This window comes from Dongia sp., assembly GCF_041905885.1.
GTDB lineage: Bacteria > Pseudomonadota > Alphaproteobacteria > Dongiales > Dongiaceae > Dongia.
The window spans coordinates 297,654-315,051 of sequence record NZ_JAYRKD010000001.1 but is presented as its reverse complement, the minus strand read 5'-3'; the positions used below and the strand labels follow the sequence as shown (position 1 = coordinate 315,051).

14 protein-coding genes and 1 tRNA gene are annotated in these 17,398 nt (G+C 64.3%); 5 read left to right on the top strand and 10 right to left on the bottom strand.

What is annotated here, in order from left to right; all coding sequences use genetic code 11:
* The first annotated feature begins 1 nt into the window (after position 1).
* On the top strand, positions 2 to 469 hold the full coding sequence (locus ACH2CY_RS01490) for a hypothetical protein (RefSeq protein ID WP_395015144.1): 468 nt from the start codon (positions 2 to 4) through the stop codon (positions 467 to 469).
* Here ACH2CY_RS01490 and ACH2CY_RS01485 read toward each other — a convergent pair.
* From ACH2CY_RS01485 to glmU, 4 genes are read right to left on the bottom strand one after another with little or no spacing between them, the layout of a single operon-like run.
* Entirely contained in the window at positions 466 to 2,388 is a 1,923-nt protein-coding gene (locus ACH2CY_RS01485) for an alpha/beta fold hydrolase (protein ID WP_395015141.1), read from the bottom strand. The genes ACH2CY_RS01490 and ACH2CY_RS01485 overlap by 4 nt on opposite strands.
* Before the next feature lie 60 nt (positions 2,389 to 2,448).
* Entirely contained in the window at positions 2,449 to 3,351 is a 903-nt protein-coding gene (locus tag ACH2CY_RS01480; protein ID WP_395015138.1) for a fatty acid desaturase, read from the bottom strand.
* Positions 3,352 to 3,387: 36 nt separating this feature from the next.
* Positions 3,388 to 5,208 (bottom strand): glutamine--fructose-6-phosphate transaminase (isomerizing), encoded by a 1,821-nt coding sequence (glmS, locus tag ACH2CY_RS01475; protein WP_395015135.1) that lies wholly within the window; start codon positions 5,206 to 5,208, stop codon positions 3,388 to 3,390.
* A gap of 4 nt (positions 5,209 to 5,212) precedes the next feature.
* A complete protein-coding gene (gene glmU, locus ACH2CY_RS01470; RefSeq protein WP_395015133.1) occupies positions 5,213 to 6,562 on the bottom strand; it encodes a bifunctional UDP-N-acetylglucosamine diphosphorylase/glucosamine-1-phosphate N-acetyltransferase GlmU in 1,350 nt (449 codons plus the stop codon).
* A 113-nt stretch (positions 6,563 to 6,675) separates the two neighbouring features.
* Here glmU and gph point away from each other — a divergent pair, with 113 nt between their 5' ends.
* Entirely contained in the window at positions 6,676 to 7,338 is a 663-nt protein-coding gene (gene gph / locus ACH2CY_RS01465; protein WP_395015130.1) for a phosphoglycolate phosphatase, read from the top strand.
* A gap of 142 nt (positions 7,339 to 7,480) precedes the next feature.
* The gene (locus ACH2CY_RS01460) at positions 7,481 to 8,044 is read left to right on the top strand and encodes a hypothetical protein (protein WP_395015128.1); all 564 of its coding nucleotides are present in this window, start codon (positions 7,481 to 7,483) and stop codon (positions 8,042 to 8,044) included.
* 10 nt (positions 8,045 to 8,054) lie between these two features.
* Here the strand turns inward: ACH2CY_RS01460 and ACH2CY_RS01455 are convergent, their stop codons facing one another.
* Entirely contained in the window at positions 8,055 to 8,855 is an 801-nt protein-coding gene (locus ACH2CY_RS01455) for a DUF3108 domain-containing protein (protein ID WP_395015125.1), read from the bottom strand.
* A gap of 256 nt (positions 8,856 to 9,111) precedes the next feature.
* Between ACH2CY_RS01455 and ACH2CY_RS01450 the strand changes: the two genes are divergently transcribed.
* Together ACH2CY_RS01450 and ACH2CY_RS01445 are read left to right on the top strand one after the other, a co-directional pair.
* Positions 9,112 to 9,186 (top strand) — tRNA-Val (locus tag ACH2CY_RS01450).
* Between the two features lie 244 nt (positions 9,187 to 9,430).
* A complete protein-coding gene (locus ACH2CY_RS01445) occupies positions 9,431 to 13,459 on the top strand; it encodes a hypothetical protein (RefSeq protein WP_395015123.1) in 4,029 nt (1,342 codons plus the stop codon).
* A 47-nt stretch (positions 13,460 to 13,506) separates the two neighbouring features.
* Here ACH2CY_RS01445 and ACH2CY_RS01440 read toward each other — a convergent pair whose 3' ends face one another.
* From ACH2CY_RS01440 to ACH2CY_RS01420, 5 genes are read right to left on the bottom strand one after another with little or no spacing between them, the layout of a single operon-like run.
* Entirely contained in the window at positions 13,507 to 13,857 is a 351-nt protein-coding gene (locus ACH2CY_RS01440) for a hypothetical protein (protein WP_395015121.1), read from the bottom strand.
* A 58-nt stretch (positions 13,858 to 13,915) separates the two neighbouring features.
* Positions 13,916 to 14,602 (bottom strand): hypothetical protein, encoded by a 687-nt coding sequence (locus ACH2CY_RS01435; protein ID WP_395015118.1) that lies wholly within the window; start codon positions 14,600 to 14,602, stop codon positions 13,916 to 13,918.
* A 28-nt stretch (positions 14,603 to 14,630) separates the two neighbouring features.
* Complete coding sequence (locus ACH2CY_RS01430) at positions 14,631 to 15,578, bottom strand: phage Gp37/Gp68 family protein (protein WP_395015116.1); 948 nt, start codon at positions 15,576 to 15,578, stop codon at positions 14,631 to 14,633.
* A 2-nt stretch (positions 15,579 to 15,580) separates the two neighbouring features.
* The gene (locus tag ACH2CY_RS01425; RefSeq protein ID WP_395015114.1) at positions 15,581 to 16,075 is read right to left on the bottom strand and encodes a hypothetical protein; all 495 of its coding nucleotides are present in this window, start codon (positions 16,073 to 16,075) and stop codon (positions 15,581 to 15,583) included.
* 47 nt (positions 16,076 to 16,122) lie between these two features.
* On the bottom strand, positions 16,123 to 17,016 hold the full coding sequence (locus ACH2CY_RS01420) for a conjugal transfer protein TraD (protein ID WP_395015111.1): 894 nt from the start codon (positions 17,014 to 17,016) through the stop codon (positions 16,123 to 16,125).
* Positions 17,017 to 17,398 lie beyond the last annotated feature (382 nt).

Below are 17,398 nucleotides of genomic sequence, written 5' to 3'. Positions count from 1 at the left end.
CATGCTGCGGGTCGCGGCCGTCGCCGCACTGCTTATGCTGGTCGCAATGCCGGCGACAGCGGATGATGCGCCGCCGCAGGGCGCACCGCTGGGTGAACCGATCACCAGCCCGGCCGAGATCACCAGCCGGATGGCCGGCAACACCTTGAGCGGCGTGCTGAAGGAGACCGGCGAGAGCTGGACCGAGTTCTATTGCGACACCGGCCGCAGCCTCTACGAGTTCGGCGGCATCAATCTCGGCAAATGGTGGACCAAGGACGGCAAGGTCTGCTTTGCCTACGAGTACAACAACTACCAGCTGCCGCGCTGCTTCGACATGTTCGGCAAGTCCGACGGCTCGCTCGCCTTCAGCGGCATCGACGACGCCGGGCGGCCGCTGACCTTCCTGAGCGGCCCGCCGGTGCCGGGCGATCCCTATCATCTGGAAGAGCGCGCGCTGCATGGCTGCGCGCTGGAGCCCTCGGTCTAGGGAAGCGGTCGCGGCGTCGCGATTTCCCTGCCGTCGAAGCTGCCGCTGACGCTGCGCGCCTCGGTCGTGCTGTCGTGGCGGTAGACGATCTCGCCCCGATGCGCGCCGGAGACCTTCACGTCGAGGGTCAGGCCGTCCGGCCGCGTGCCACCGTCGGCATCGATCGAGACGCCGCTGCCGCTGACGGCAAGCCCCGGCCAGAGGGCGCAGCGGCCGAAGCTGTATTCGACGCCGCTCCGCGCGGCGTTGACGGTCAGCGTGCCGCCGAAATCGCAGCCGAAGGTGAGCTCGCTGTAGGCGTCCCAGTTGGCGAGGTCGCGCGACTGCCCGAGTTCGGCCTCGATCGCCTGGGCAAGGCCGAGAGCGTTGCCGGTGCTCGCCGCGGTGAGCGGCACATAGGGGTCCATGAAGTCCTGCTTGCAGAGCTGCTCGCGCTTCTCCGGCTTGCGGCCGTCCAGCATCAGGCCGAAGACGATGCGGTCCGGGCAGTCCAGGCCGCGACCCCAGATGACATGCGGCCCGCCTTGCATGGTCACCATGTAGGCATTCTTCGCCTGGTCGAAGACCGCGTAACCGTTATCGACCGGGGTCGCGGGGTCGCTGTCGGAATTCAGCAGCAGGGTCGGATAGTCGCCGCCGGGAAAGGCCGCGGGCCGCTGTGGCCGTCCCGGTACGGGCCAGAAGCTGCAGGCCAGGCGTTCGGCATAGAAGTCGCGGATCAGGCGCGGCGCTTCCGGCGCCAGCCGCCGGGCCCGGTCGAGGATCTCCTGGGTGTGCCGGACCGGATCCTGGCCGGCATCGTCGAAATCCGGACAGGTGATGCCGTAATAGGCGCCGCCATACCAGGTGGGATCGTCGTCCGGTTCCGCCGTCTCCGGATCGACGCCGAGGTTGTCATAGTCGAGCCGGAGCAACGGCACGAAATTGCCCTGGGTCGAAGCCGCCAGCGCGCGCAGGAAGCTCATGCGGCTGTCGGTGCCGTAGAGCGCGTAGAAGGCATTGGTTTCGAGGATGGCCGCGGTCATCTCGCGCTTGGCGAAGCGGCCGCTGGCCAAGGGATAATCGACGGCTTGCGGTGCCGCGGCGAGCTTCGCGGCCAGCGCGTCGTAGACCGCCCCGGCCGGGGCGCCCATGTCGGCATGACATTCAGCCAGGGCATCGCAGGCGGCGAAGGTCTTGGCGAGCAGCTTCTCGGCGCTGCGCACATCGTTGCCGTAGAACGCCGTCGCATCGCGGGTGAGGTCGAGCACGCCGTCGAGGATCAGGCCTTTCAAAGCCTGCGGATAGCGCGCGGCATAGACCTGCGCGAACTGCGTGCCGTAGCTCTCGCCGTAGAGCCAGATCTTGGGGGCGCCGATCGCCTGGCGGAAGTCCTCCAGGTCCTGGACCGCGTCATCGGTGGAGAGATACGGCAGGAGCTCGGCATGCGGCGTCTCGGCGGCGCAGGATTCGGCGAAGCTCTTCGCCGCGGCGATCGCCGCCTCCGGCCGGTCGAGCGAGAAGGTCGTGGTGTCGAAGGCGAGGCCGGCCTTCGGGCAGGCGATGCCGTTCAACGGGCCGACGCCGCGCTGGTCGAAGAAGATGACGTCCATGTTCTCCGTCAGGCGCTTGTCGAAGCTCGCCAGGTAACTGTCGGCCACCGCCAGCCCGCTGCCGCCGGGGCCGCCCACGGCATAGAACAGGATGCCGCGGCTCTTTTTGGCGGCGAAGTTGACGGCGAAGCGGACCGTGATCGTCCGGTTGGAGCCGGGCTGCGCGCGATCGACCGGCACGGCGAGGTCGACGCAAGTGAGCGCACTGTCCGGGCAGTCCTCGGCCCCGAGCCGGCCGACCAGCGCGCGCAAGGACTCAGCGGCAGCCAGCTGCGGGATCGCCGTCAGCAGCAGCGCCAGGGCGAAACCGAATTTCCGAACCGGCATGAGCATCCCGAAGCCCTGGATCGAGACGACAGGCTAGACAGCGCGGATCGCCAGGGCAAGTCAGCGCCGATAGGACCGGAGAATCTGGCGCTGGACGTCGATGTAGCCGGACGCGGTCACCTTCAGCCGAGCGGCGATGGTGCGGTTGACCTCCGGCAGGCGGTGAAACGGCACGGCGGGATAGGCATGGTGCTCGGCGTGAAAGGGCATGTTCCAGGCCAGCGCGCGCAGGATCGGGTTGGTATAGGTGGTGCGCGTGTTCTCCAGCATGTCCGGCGCCAATGGGCAGAGCCCGTGCTCGGCCATGAGATAGAGGCGCAAGGCCGGCTGGCCGAGCAGCGCGGGCATCGCCCAATAGACCAGCGCCGCCGTGCTGCCGCTTGCCACCGAGGCGATGAGAACGAGGGCGTAGAGCGCGAGCGCGATCCGCGCCTCGATGACCACGGCGCGGCGCTGGCGGTCGTCCTTGTAGAAGTCCTCGGTCGTGCGGCCGAGCGCATGGGCGACTGTGCCGCGGGCCTGGGCGATCCAATAAGGCATGCCGCTCACATGCCAGAACCATTGCCGGAGGCTGGCCGGTTTCGGGCTGGCGAGTTCGGGATCGCGCGCCGGATCCTGGGTGAAGCGGTGATGCGCGAAATGGAAAGCCCGGAAATATTCCCGCGGCAGCAGGATCAGCAAGCCGATGACGAAGGCGACCGTCTCGTTGAGCGCCCGGGTCCTGAAGGCAGTGCGATGGATGGATTCGTGCAGCGGCGTGAACAGGAAGACCAGCACGATCCCGTGCGGGCACATCGCCGGCCAGATCCAGGCCGTCTCGCGGGACAGCCAGATGAAGAAGCCGGTCAGCACCAGCGCCACGAGGTGTGCGGCGAGATGGATAAGGCCCGGCGCGTCCGAGCGCTGACTCCAGAGTCGGAGCTGCTCTCGATCGGCTGGCGGCGCGGGCGCTTCGGCAAGCATGCGCTGAAGGTGGCCGCGGACGCCGTGCTTGTCCAGCTATTCGACGGTGACGCTCTTGGCGAGATTGCGCGGCTGGTCGACGTCGGTGCCCTTGGCGACGGCGGCGTGATAGGCCAGGAGCTGGACCGGGATCGCGTAGAGGATCGGCGCGACGAAGGGATCGACGGTCGGGAGCTCGATCGCCGCCATCGCCTTGTCGCCCAGCTTGGCGATGCCGTGCTTGTCGGAGAAGAAGATCACCCGGCCGCCGCGGGCCCGCACCTCCTGGAGGTTGCTGGCGGTCTTCTCGAACAGATCGTCGCTGGGGGCGACCACGATCACCGGCACGTTGTCGTCGATGAGGGCGATCGGCCCGTGCTTCATCTCGCCGGCGGCATAGCCCTCGGCATGGATGTAGGAGATCTCCTTCAGCTTCAAGGCGCCTTCGAGCGCGATCGGGTAGCTCGGGCCGCGGCCGAGGAACAGGACGTCGCGGCATTCCGCGACCTTGAGGGCGATCTCCTTCAGCCGCGCGTCGTGGTTCAGCACCTCGGCGGCGCGGGCGGGGACTTCGGTCAGCGCGGTCGAGAGCTCGGCCTCGCGCTGCTCGTCGATGGCGCCGCGGGCGCGGGCTGTGGCGATGGCCAGCGCCGCCAGCACCACCAGCTGGGTGGTGAAGGCCTTGGTCGAGGCGACGCCGATCTCCGGACCGGCCAGCGTGTGCAGCACGACATCGGATTCGCGGCCGATGGTGCTTTCCGGGACGTTGAGGACGGCGATCACCTTCTGGCCTTGCGCCTTGGCGTATTTCAGCGCCGCGAGCGTGTCGGCGGTCTCGCCGGATTGCGAGATGACCAGGGTCGCGCCGTCCTTGTCCATCGGCGCCTCGCGGTAGCGGAACTCCGAGGCGACGTCGAGCTCGACCGGCAGGCGCGCGATCCGCTCCAGCCAGTATTTGGCGACGAAGCCGGCGAGATAAGCGGTGCCGCAGGCGACGATGGTCAACTTCGAGATCTTGGCCAGATCGATCGGCAGCGGCGGCAGCTCGACCCGGCGCTTCAGCGGGTTGACGAAGGCATGCAAGGTGTCGCCGATCACGGCGGGCTGCTCGGCGATCTCCTTCATCATGAAATGGGCGTGGTTGCCCTTGCCGATGAGGGCGCCGGAGAGCGCCGTCTTCTTGACCTCGCGGTTCACGCGGCGGCCGTCATTGTAGATCGTGGCGGTATCGCGGGAGATGATCACCCAGTCGTCCTCGTGCAGATAGCAGATGCGGTCGGTATAGGGCGCCAAGGCCATGGCGTCGGAGCCCAGATACATCTCGCCGTCGCCATAACCGACCGCGAGCGGGCTGCCGCGCCGCGCGCCGATCATGATGTCCGGCCGGTCGGCGATCAGGATCGCGAGACTGAAGGCGCCGTGCAGCCGCGGCATCATCTTCGCCATCGCCGCCTCGGGGTCGAGCCCCTGGTTCAAGTAATGGGTCAGCAGATGCGCCACCGCTTCGGTGTCGGTCTCGGTCTCGAACTTGCGGCCGGCGGCGGCGAGCTCGTCGCGCAGCTCCTGGAAATTCTCGATGATGCCGTTGTGAACCAGCGCCACGCGCTCGGTCGCGTGCGGATGGGCGTTGGTCTCGTTGGGCCGGCCATGGGTCGCCCAGCGGGTATGGGCGATGCCGATGACGCCGGGCAAGGGCGCCGCCTTGAGCCGCGCCTCGAGGTTGCCGAGCTTGCCCTCGGCGCGGCGGCGCTCGATCTTGCCGCCCACCAGGGTGGCGATGCCGGCGGAGTCATAGCCGCGGTATTCCAGGCGCTTCAGGCCGTCGTAGAGCAGCGGCGCCACTTCCGCCTTGCCGATGATGCCGACGATGCCGCACATGCCGTTACTTGCTCCGTGACTTCTTGAAGGCTTCGCGCGCCGCGCGGAATTTCGCGGCCCAGCCGGGCTTGTCGGCCTGCTGGCCGCGGGCGACGGCCAGCGCATCCGGCTCGACGTCGCGGGTGATGACGCTGCCGGCCGCGACGATGGCGCCGGCGCCGACCGTGACCGGTGCGACCAGCGCGGAATTGGAGCCGATGAAGGCGCCCTCGCCGATGATGGTCTTCTCCTTGAGAAAACCATCGTAGTTGCAGGTGATGGTGCCGGCGCCGATATTCGCCTTCGCCCCCACCTCGGCATCGCCGAGATAGGTGAGGTGATTGGCCTTGGCGCCCTTCCCCAGCACCGCGTTCTTGGTCTCGACGAAATTGCCGACATGGGCGTCCCGGCCGATCTTCGAGCCCGGGCGCAGCCGCGCATAGGGACCGATGATCGCACCGCTCTCGATCGCGGCGCCTTCGATGTGGCAGAAGGCGCGGATCTCGACATTGTCGGTGACGCTGACGCCGGGGCCGAACACGACATTGGGGCCGATGATCACGTCCTGGCCGAGCCGGGTGTCGGCGCAGAGAAACACCGAAGCCGGATCGGTCATGGTGACGCCGCCCTCGAAGGCGCGGGCCCTGAGACGCTGCTGGCAGAGCGCTTCAGCGGCGGCCAGCTCGGCGCGGCTGTTGATGCCGATCAGTTCGTCGGCCGGCGCCTCAACCACGACCGCGTTGAGGCCGCGCGCGCTCGCGACGCCGACGATGTCGGTCAGGTAATATTCCTGCTTGGCGTTCTTGTTCTCGATCGCGGCGACCAGGTCCCAGATCACCGCGCCATCGATCGCCATCACGCCGGAATTGCAGAGGCCGATCGCGCGCTGCTGCTCGCTGGCGTCGCGATGCTCGACGATCGCGGCGAGATTGCCCTGCGCATCGGTGATCAGCCGGCCGTAGCCGGTCGGATCCTGCGGACGCATGCCGAGCACGACAGCCACCGGGCGGTCGGCAGCGGCGCGGCGCGCGATCATGCGGCCGATGGTCTCGGCGGTGACGAAAGGCGAATCGCCGAACAGCACCAGCACGGTGCCGTCGATCCGGCCGATGACATCACGGGCCGCGGCGGCGGCATGGGCGGTGCCGAGCTGCTCCTGCTGGATTGCGACGGCATGGGGCGCCACTTCCTTGGCGACCGCGTCCATGCCGGGGGCGATCACCACTGCGGTCTTCGCAACCTTCAAGGCCGCCAGATTGTCCAGCACATGGCCGATCATGCTGCGCCCGGCGATCCGGTGCAGCACCTTCGGCAGGGCGGATTTCATCCGCGTGCCCTTCCCCGCTGCCAGCACGATGGCGGCGATTTCACTCATCTTTCGAATCCCCTGGGACGAAGACCCCGACGAAACCGCATGGCTCGGAGCCTTGCGATGCCTAGCAAAATGCCATATCCCCCGCCCTGATAGAAGCGGAAGACGGCGGAAATATGACCGACAGGGTTGCGGGTGCCCGGCACCTGATCTTCGATCTCGACGGCACTCTGGTGGACAGCGCGCCGGATCTCGCCACCGCGCTCAATGGGCTGCTGGCGGAGATGGGCAAGCCGGCCCTGACCGAAGGCACCGTCCGATCGCTGGTCGGCGACGGCGCGGGGGTGTTGGTCGAGCGCGGCCTCGCCGCCTCAGGCCTCGGCGATGCCGACCGGCCGGCGGCGCTGAAGCGGTTCCTGGCGCTCTATCGTGACTGTCTGATCGACCAGACCCGCGCCTACCCCGAGGTCGAGGCGACCTTGGAGCTGCTGCGCGCGCAGGGACACAAGCTTGGGGTCTGCACCAACAAGCCTTTCGACCCGACGCAGCGGATCCTGAAGGCGCTGAAGCTCGACCGCTTCTTCGGCGCGGTGATCGGCGGCGACTCCTTGCCGCAGCGCAAGCCGGATCCGGAGCCGTTGCTGGCGGCGATCGCAGGTGTCGGCGGCGCGGTTTCGAGCGCGGTGATGATCGGCGACAGCGCGAACGATGTGCTGTGCGCCCGTGCCGCTTCGGTCACCGCGATCCTGATACCGTCCGATTACGGCAATCCGGCGGAAGACGCGGACCTGAAGCTCTCGCGGTTTTCCGAGCTGCCCGCGGCAATCGCGCGGCTCTGAATCGTCAGGATTCTGTAAGAAATTGCGGATCGGCTTGCATTTGGCTTGTGCAGCATCGGATTAACCGCGTCGCTGCTTGCGTATGCGCGGGAACCCACGCATACAGTCTCGAGCAAGACAACATCGCTCTTCGGGGGATCACATGAAGCGGTTCGTGTTCGCGTTGGTCGCGGGACTGGCCTTGGCTGCGGCCTGCCTGCCGGATGAGTCCTTTGCCATCACCTACACGCCCTATCAAGCGGGCGACAGCTTCTCGCTGCTCGGCGCGATCGACGGCACCGGCATTGTGAACACCTACACCGTCCTGCCGATCGACCTCGCCGCGCCGACCAAACTGGTGAACTTCACGCTGCAGGACGACCAGTACAACGGCATCCCGGAACTCGAGCTCGAACTGAGCGTGCTGGATTGCACCTCCGGTTCGTGCAGCCATCCTTCTCTCTACGTCTCACCGACCGCCATCGTCAGCTTCACCGCTCCGGATATCCTGCTCAATCCCGGCAAGTACATCCTTCAGGCTTACGTGACCCTTTTGACAGCGCCGGGCGTGGAGCGGTTCGACGGGTTCACTTTCTCGGGCAGCTTTGCCGCGGCGCCAATCGCGACCACGCCGATCCCCGCGGCCATGCTGATGTTCGGGACTGCGCTCGGCAGCCTGGGCGGCTTCCGCTGGCTGCGCCGCCGCCGCGGCAGCGCGGACGCCTGAAGCTTTCGCCCTACTGCACGCCGATCAGGTCGAAGACCATCTCGCCCAGGGCGTTCTGCGTGTAGATGCGCACCGGCACGGCCGGCATCCCCGGCACCGCATTGGCGATCCAGATCTTGGCCGATTCCGGATAGAGCTGTGATTGCACCGCCATCTGGGAGAAGCCCTGGATCAGCTGCGGCGTCGCCTGGCAGGCGGTGGCCGGGCCCTGGTAGTAGGACCGCTTGTACATCTGCACATTGCCGTTGCCGACCTCGGTGACGCTGAGGTCGTAGCGGCGCACGCCATCGAACAGCTGGTAGCGCGCGGTGCAGGTGTCCTTCTGCGCATAATTGGCGATGACCGCGAGGACCAGGCTCGCCGGATCGATCGTGCCGTTGGCGGTGCCTTCGGCGGCGGCCTGCTGCGCCTGGCGGGTCAGCGGCACGGCCTTGATGTCGACCTTGCCGTTCTGGCGATAGGTGAGCGTCACGCTCTCGGTCTTCGACATGATCTGGCCCTCGGAATGGAACTGGGTCGGCTTGGCCTGCGCGGCCGCCATCCGGCCGTTGGCCGAGACCGTCATCCGGTAGGGATAGAGCGTCGCCAGCGACCCCTGGGTCACGATGCTGGCGTTGAGGCCGTAGACGCCGTCGCCGACTGCGCCGCCGGCCCCGACCGGCAGGTCGGCCTGGGCGCTCATCTGCAGGACCGGAAACCCGGCCAGATAGCCGAGATAGGTCAGGGTGACCGGCTTCGCCGTCGCCGAAGCCACCGGCAGGGCCGCCAAGGCGAGGCCCAGACCTGCGACTCGACCAAGAATCCAAGCCATTGATTATCCTTCGGAAAATCGATCAAGCGCACTGCAGCTCCGCGCCCGATCCGCGATCTTGAGCATTTGGGCTGGCGACAGGCTGACGGTCAACCGTCGGCTGGGCCGGGGCGTTCCTTTGCCGCCGGCTTCACGCGGGTTTGACCGTCGGCGGGAGGGTTTGCCCGGATCGTTTGACAGGCGGAAGCGCGGCGGTTAAACAACCCGCCTTCCACTCGCCTCCCCGCGCATTTCTCGGGGCGGCTCGGTCGGTCCCGGGTGCGTAGCTCAGCGGGAGAGCACTACCTTCACACGGTAGGGGTCACAGGTTCAATCCCTGTCGCACCCACCATCGTCCCATCATGTAAACGTATTGAAAATACGTGGTTTTTAGGGAATCCGGCAGCTCCGACTGTTGCGTCGAAAGTGGAAACTTGAAACAGAACATAACACGAATCTGCGCTTAAAAGTGTGCAAAAAGCGTGCAGTCTGTTCGCGGCTTGATCTCGTAAAAAAGCGCGCTCCGAGTTGATTCCAAAGCCCACAACTCTTTCTGATATGGATCAGACGAAGGGCGAATCGCGCAGACTGAACTGATGGACGACTACGTCGGACGAACTCTCACCTATTCGACCGATAAGGGTGACCTCGCTCGGATCGAGGACACAGAACTCGCCAGTATCACACGCCCTCTAATAGTCCTCGGCGAGCCCGGCATGGGGAAGACGCGGCTGCTTCGGCGTCTGGAGGATCTTTATGGCTGGACATTCCGATCTGCTGCGAGCTTCGTTGCACACCCAGAGCCTACCAAACTGGTAGCCGGCGGCCAGCGGGTGATCATTGATGGATTGGACGAGCTCGCCGCCACACAGGAGACCGATCCGGTCAATAGGGTGCTTGGCCAACTTATTAGTGCCGGCTGCCCGTCCTTTGTCCTCTCTTGCCGGGCGGCAGACTGGCGGGGTGCTATTGCTCGCCAGGACATCTCCGAAGAGTATACCGCGGAGCCATTGGAGTGCACGCTCGAGCCTTTCTCTGAGTCTAAGGCGGTCGCTTACTTGGCGCCCCACCTCGGCGAAGCGCGCGCCAGCGACGTCATCGCGTACTTAGTTGAGAAAGGCATACCGGACTTATTCGGCAATCCGCTCACGCTCAGGCTGTTCGCGGAGGTTGCTGAGCGGCGGGCCGTCCTTCCAGAAACGCGCGGCGCGTTGATGAAAGCTGCCACAGAGATCATGTGGAGCGAGCGCAACGACCGTCGCGATGGTTCTGATCTGGCTGGCATGAATGAGGAGGCGGCGCTGAAAGCTGCCGGTGCGGCCTGCGCCGCGTACCTACTCACTGGGTCAGATGCGATTGCTCTAAAGCCATCGAGCACAGGGCAAGCTGGGGTTCTGCAGGCGACCGAGCTCCAGGTGTTACCCGACGGAGGTGCGGCGCGCGCGATCGTTCGGAGTCGGTTGTTCAGCACTGTACCGGGCACCGATGATCAGTTTAAGCCAGTCCACCGGACAGTGGCCGAGTATCTTGGCGCCCGTTGGCTCGCAGGCACAGCGGACGATGCGCTCTCGCGCGAACGCGTTCTCTCGATGATGACGATCGACGGCGGCGTACCAGCTTCGCTCCGCGGCCTCCATGCGTGGCTCGTCCAGGATGGCGCATTTGCGCCGCGGGTCATAGCCACAGATCCATATGGAGTGTTGCGCTACGGCGATGCTGACCGGTTATCGATCGGAGAGGGCCGTGCGCTTCTCCAGGCCTTGCAAACACTTCAGCGTGGTAACCCGTTCTTCCGTTCTGAAGACTGGTTACACCATTCTGCTAAGGGCCTGACGCATCCCGAGCTACGCGATGAAATGCGCGAGGCGATACTCGGCAAAGAGACTACATTTCATCTGCGAACACTTCTGCTAGGTGCGATCCGGGGCTCGCTTTTAGCTGAATCACTCGCCGATGACCTGCGCGGCTTGGTGCTAAGCAAACCGGAGACCTATAACTTTGCTGAGCGCCATAGCGCAGCGCTCACCATGGCTGCTTTCGAGAAAGGCCGCGCAGACTGGCCCAACATCCTGGACGTACTCGTTGCGGCCGGTGACGAAGATTCGACCAGGCTCGCCCTCGAGATCCTGGAGAAGATCGGCTACGAGACGGTCACGAGCAAGTTCGTCGCCCGATCGATTCTTGCCTATCTCGGCTTACTCACTCCCGATGCCGCAGCCGAAATGGGCCGCAGCACGACGATCGGAGTGCTCTACCAACTTGCACGCGAGCTGCCCGACACGATGGTGGCGGGAGTACTTAACGGGATTGCCGAGCTTCTCCCCGCGGGCGATATAGATGGAGACTACGACGAACGTACTGAACTTGCCGACACGGTTTGCGAACTGATCGTTCGACGACTCGACGGCGCTGCGCCCGATCCCCTCGAGCTTTATAGATGGATGCGAATAACCCCAGGCCGGCACGGCTATTCTCGCAAACATCAGCAAGGCCTGAAGACTTATATCGAGGAAGCCCATGAAACGCGCCGAGCCATCCAGCGCCACGCCATCTTTCAGGAACATGCCGATGAGACCGTCTGGAGTAGGATTTGGCGACTAACTGAACACAACACCGCACTGGCGCTCAGCACCGATGATATAGTTCACTTTTTAACCGAACTCTCTGGCGGCCAAGACCGAAGCGACAAGACGGCAGATATCTGGCGTGAGCTCGCGTCCGCAGCGAGGCGTGGCGGCGCAGAGGGATCCAGAATAATGACCGCCGCACAAGCGTTCGTGGCTGGTGATGCCAAGCTCGAGACCTATTTCAATCAGCTCCAGACGCCGCTTCCGACACCGGAGTGGCAAGTAAAGCAGGAGGCGCGCCGCAATGCCGAGGATCTCGCCAAGGCCAAGGCACGTGAGGAGCATCAGAAGGTGTTCGCAGCGGACATAGCTGCAGTGCGTGCCGGAGACCTAAAGCGCTCTTACCCTATCGCCAAGACTTTCCTGGCACGGTTTAGTGACGTGAGCGCGAAATTAGCGCCTGCGGACCGGATCGGGGAGTGGCTTGGACAGGAACTTCAACAGGCAGGTCTCGCCGGTATTGAGGCCGTGCTCCACCGCAGCGACCTGCCGTCCCCGGAGCAAGTGGCGCGGAGTTACGCCGAAGGCAGACGGTGGAACTTCATCTACCCTATGATTGCAGGCGTTGTGGCTCGGGTACTCGGCGGCGGTGGCTTAGATGGCATCGCCCGCGACGTGCTGCTCGCTGTCCGTATCGGTCTCGACAACGAACATCTCGGCGAACGAATTTCGCAGAGCCGCGTCGAACAGGAGATTGACAACTATCTGAGGCGCGATCCTGCAGGTTACGAACGATATCTCCGCCTCCTGCTGGAGCCTGCGCTAGAAAGCCGGCAAAGCCACGTCTTTGGGCTCTACGAATATGCGAGATCCCCCGTTGACCGCCCGCTCGCCGTGCGGCTGGCGATAGAGTGGCTTCACCGCTTCGATAAACTGCCGGTCGGGGTCGAAGTCGAACTCGTTGATGTTCTTGCTGGGGCGGGCGAATCTGATGTTCTCAATGAACTCGCCATGAATTACATAGCAGAAGGCTATGATTCTGACGAAAGACGCCGAACCTGGCTTGCCGTCGGTATTCTATGCGACTTCGAGCAGACTCGCGATCGCGTCGGTCCGGTTACGACCGCGGACAGGGATCTACTTTGGTACCTTAGACACCGCTTCGGGGGTGGCCGCGAAGCGCGCACAACACCAGGGGTAAGCCCCGCTCAACTTGGCTGGATCGTTGCGCAGTTTCGCCAACTTTGGCCATACGAGGATCGCGAACCGGGCGTCTCTACCGGCGACACCAACGCTTGGAACGCAACCGACTTCATCCGCGATGCGATTAACCGGCTCGCCGGCGATACTTCACCCGCCGCGACCGAAACACTAACCCAACTGATCGCCGGAGCAAGCGACGGATACACCAACTCGATTCTCCACGCCGCAGACCGGCAGCGCCGAGCGCGACGGGAAATTGCATTCCCGGGAATACCTCTTGAGAGACTGAAAGATGTTGTGGCGCATCACCCACCGCGGACGAGCGACGACCTTCTAGCTGTCGTGCAGCAGACACTTGCGCGTGTCCAGGCGGAGTTGCGGGGCAACGACACGGATTCAATAGTCAAGTACTGGACCGATGACAATAAGCCTCGGATAGAGGATCGTTGCACCGACGCGCTCGCCGAGGACATTGATAGGCTCCTGCCGAATTTCGGAATACGACGAACGCCCCAGGCGGATATGCCAAGAGGGAAAATAGCGGATCTGCTCTACTCGATCGGCGATGCCGCGCTCCCAATTGAGTGCAAAGGGCAGTGGAATCGCGATCTGTGGACAGCCGCCGGAGACCAGCTAGACGCTTTCTACCTCCGTGACTGGCGAGCTCAGGATCGAGGTGTTTATCTGGTTTACTGGTTCGGAGCCAAAGTGGACGCCAATTTTCGGTTAAAGCCCCCACCTAGTGGAAAACCGAAGCCGGAAACGCCCGATCAGTTGCGCGAGGCGCTCACGGCTTGCATCCCGCCATCCCGACGAGGCAGCATCCGGGTCGAGGTTCTGGACTGTACACGGTAAGGCTTGGCATTGGGAACGCTTCGCCGTGGGGCTCAATTGCGCCGCACCTACGCCATATCGAGCAGCTTCTGCTCCCACTCACCGCGGCGGAACGAGATGATCCTAGGCGTGCTGTCGTCCGCCCACTCCACCGAAAGCACCTTGCCACCCATCCAGACACTGAGCTGGTTTGGCTGTGGTCTGCTGGCGCGCTGGTAAAGAATGGCTTCCTCAGGTGTGGAGATAGGTGGCGCAGATGCCGGCATTGGGTTGAAGACCGTGTTGAGAAATGCCCTGAAACCATTGCGTTCCCACTCGCGTACTTTAATCCCGCTGACCTCGGACCATTTGCCCTCCTTACGCACAAGGTGCAGGACGTGGTCGCGGATAGTGACTGCCTGTGCCAATCGTTTGCTCATGATTTTCCTCACTTCAGAATTTGACGCCCTTCTGGGGGCTATCCCTATATTGGAATTTTCATCGGCCGAAGGACTGCGTACGCGAACTCGAGTGCCTCCAGTCGGGTCTGCCGCATCGGATTTCGTGATACGCCGACATCACCTTCGCCTCTTTGATGACTTCTCGAAATGTGGATCGAAACGGCTTGCCTTCCTGGGCGTCCGGTTGATCCTCGAATGCGTGCTGTGACCAGAATGCCAAGGCACGAATAGCCTGCTTCCCAGACAATCGTGGCTCCCAGGGTTCAGGAGGCCGAAGGCCGCCGATCCATGCCGTCTCCAGGCGCGGAATCGCGTCCTTCTTCGGCCAACCCCCGTCGATGACGAGTGTGACTTTCGATGTCGGCTGCAACACCGGCAGTTCTTCGACCTCAACTCGACTGGCACCCGCATGGCCGCACCGCAGGACGAACCAAGTCTCATCGTCCAAGCCGACATGATTGGTTCGGACGTGACGCTCCCACCCCACCCGCCGGCCGAGGTCGACCTCAAACTCCACCCAGCCGCGACGCAGGCGAACCTTGCCTACGGCTTCGCCAAGAACGAGCACCAGATCGAGACAGGGTTCGAGGATAGCCTTTGCCTGCTGGCTCACAGTGACGCTCTGGCCGCAGGCGCTCAGCAACGGGCGAGCGAGAATATCCCTCGCCCGTTTTCGCCGTAGTCCGGCATCGCCGTCGGGCACGTTCTCAACGATCGCGGTCATGGCGTGGCCTTGGATTAGATCGCGGAGATCATGGAAACGCCAGATGCGTCTGACCGTCGAGCAGCGATCCGGATGCCCGGGTGCCGACCTTCCGGAGCGTCGTGGTGCCGGGAGTGTCCGGAGCAACCACAGTCCCATCCGGCATCAATCCGATGGTCTCCGCGCCCTTGCGCGCCGCCTCCCAGCACCATTCCCCGCGCTGCTTGAAGAAGAGGGCGATGTCCTCGGCGGCGCACTCGTCGCGCAGGCTGCGCGCCCAGTCCGGATGCATCGGCCGCGCCTTCGTTCCGGACTCTCCACCGACGATGACCAAGTCGAGCCCCATCTCCTTGAGCGTCCCTGCCCCCGGCGCGCCGGCGGTACCGCCAAGTGCCCCGCGAAGCTCGACCCGTTCGAGCAGAGGCTCGGCGGATATGAAGCGCGTCTGTGCCTGTGACCCCAGCAGCAGCGGAATCCGCTCCCGTGCCCGCTTCTGGTCCTCGACCGAGACCCCGACCCAGACGTTCTTGAGCGGCCATGCGAGCTTGGCGGTCATGTCGTACTGCCGCATTTCCGCTTCGACCATCTTCGGGGTCGCCGGATCGTTGAGCCAGCGCTGCATCCGGTCCGCGCGCTTGGTGAGGACCTGATAGGTGTGCCGGCCGGTCAACGCCATCACCGCCCAGACACGGGCGATGGCGGTGTCCGCGAGGTTCTTGTGGAAGAGATCCGACATGGAGTTGACGAAGATCTTACGAGGCGCGCGCCACCCAAACGGCTCGCGAAGCGAAGGTTCCCAGAGACGCACCACGTCGGTCCAGACGGCATTGTCGTTCACGGCGTCCGTAGTACCGGCATACTTCATCAGGTGCGAGAGCCGCTGATGCGCATAGCTCATCGCATAGCAGTTCGTGCAGCCGGGGCTCGCCAGCGAGCATCCGGCGACGACATTCCAGGTGTCGTCCGTCCATTGAATTTTCGTGTTCTTTGACGCCATAACTAGTTCCTTTTCATGGTCTTGGGGTTGGGGGTGACGGCTTCATCCGCTGCCGGGTGACCTCGGCAGCAGCAATTTGTGATCGTGACCTGTTGGCTCGGCGGCGACGCCGGAACTCGCATCAGAAGTGCCGCGAGACGCTCGACGAGGGCATCGTCGATCGCCCCCGGCGACAGGGAAGTGGCAAAGCTATGGTGGGCAGCGACGGGGAAAGTCCGGAGCGGGGCCGCGCCTCGCCGCTCCCCATTGCCGCGCCCGCGGAGATCCTCAAGGTCGGCGTCGAGCACCGGGATCCCGGTTTCGCGGAGCGCCAGCAAGATCAGACTCTGGACCGAGAGACCGCGCTCGAGCGCCATCCGCCGGATCGCGGTCGCCAGATCCGGCCGCACCCGGAACATGATCGGCTCGGTCCGGGGTGCGGACTCGCCCGCCGCCCCGCCGGTCGGCTTTCGCCCCAAATCGGCACCGCTGCCGGCACCGGAGTTCGTCGGTTTCAACGGACTCGCCGCTGCCTTCGCCTGGGTCTTGCCACGTGAATTCGATCTCACGACTTCCGCTCCTTGTTCGTCGTCTCAGGAGTAATGTTGGCATCTCCCGGAGAACGAGCACGTCGATTTCCAGAATTTCTGCACGAACGCTTTTTTCCCGGTTTGCCGCGGTTCTTCGGTGGCGAGGTCACCGCTCCGCCGGCCTTGGCGGCGAGGCGGCGCGCGACCGGCATGCTGGCGAAGCCACGCCAGACCAGGGTCCAGCGGTCGAACTTCAGCCCAAGCGCGTCGAGCTCTGCCGCGAGCGTCGGTGGGATCGCAGCCGGATATTGGATCTGGATCCGGCGTCGGCGGCGCCTGGTCTTCCCCTTGCTCGTCTTTGCGGTTCCCGGCTTGCCGGCTGCTGCAGCACCGGCGGCTCGCCATCGCTGCATGCGCTCGCCATCATGGCGACCGCGCGCGATACTGCAGAAGACTCCCAGAAGGACGTTCTGGTCCCAGTTCGCGACTTCCGCCTTGTTGACGATGCCGCCGAAAGCGATGCGCTTCCAGTCCAGCGCCTTTCTCGCCTTCATGTCCTCCGGCGTCTTGGTCGATTTCTTGACCACCGGCTCGGCTTTCGCGTTCGCAGACTGAAGAGCCTGCTCGCTGAGCTTGCGCCCCTCAGCCGCCCATTTTCCCTGCCAATCCTGGTCCTGCCCGAAGGACGATGCCAACCGTAAGGCACCGAGCACCACCTCCGGATCCTCATCCCGAATCCCAGTGATCTCCCCCAACACCCCGAGGCACCAGAGACGCCCTGTGCGCTTGCTCCGCGCATCTCGTTTCGCAGTCTTCCGTCCGGAGCGGAGCACCTCCCGGATTACGGAATCTTGGAGCGCGCCCATGGCGGCCTGCTCTCGTTGCACGGATTCAAAGATCTGTTGGTCGAGCTGCTCGATGTTCTTCACGATTGCCTCCAGCGGTCTGTTCATCTGCTACCTGTCTCTGTGAGAGATGGTCTTGCGCTGATCCGCTCGCCACTCCGCGACGCAGAATTCAGGAGTAGGATTCGAACTGCCGCTTCCTGATTTCGGGAAGATCCGCTCCGGCGCCGGCGCCTCGCGCGCGCGAGGAACCGTCGATCCCGCCCTCGACCAACTTCCATCAAAATGGATGACCGGCTTCGCCGGTGACGAGCGTCAGCCGCTTCGGCTGACGCGAGAGCGCAATATGGAATTTGCGCAGAGTGCAAATTCCGAGTTTGCAGCGGCAAGGAATGAGAGCCGGCAAGCAATTTCCGGCCGCGCTCATGTTTCGACTCTATCTCTAGCTCTTAGGGGGCGGATTTCC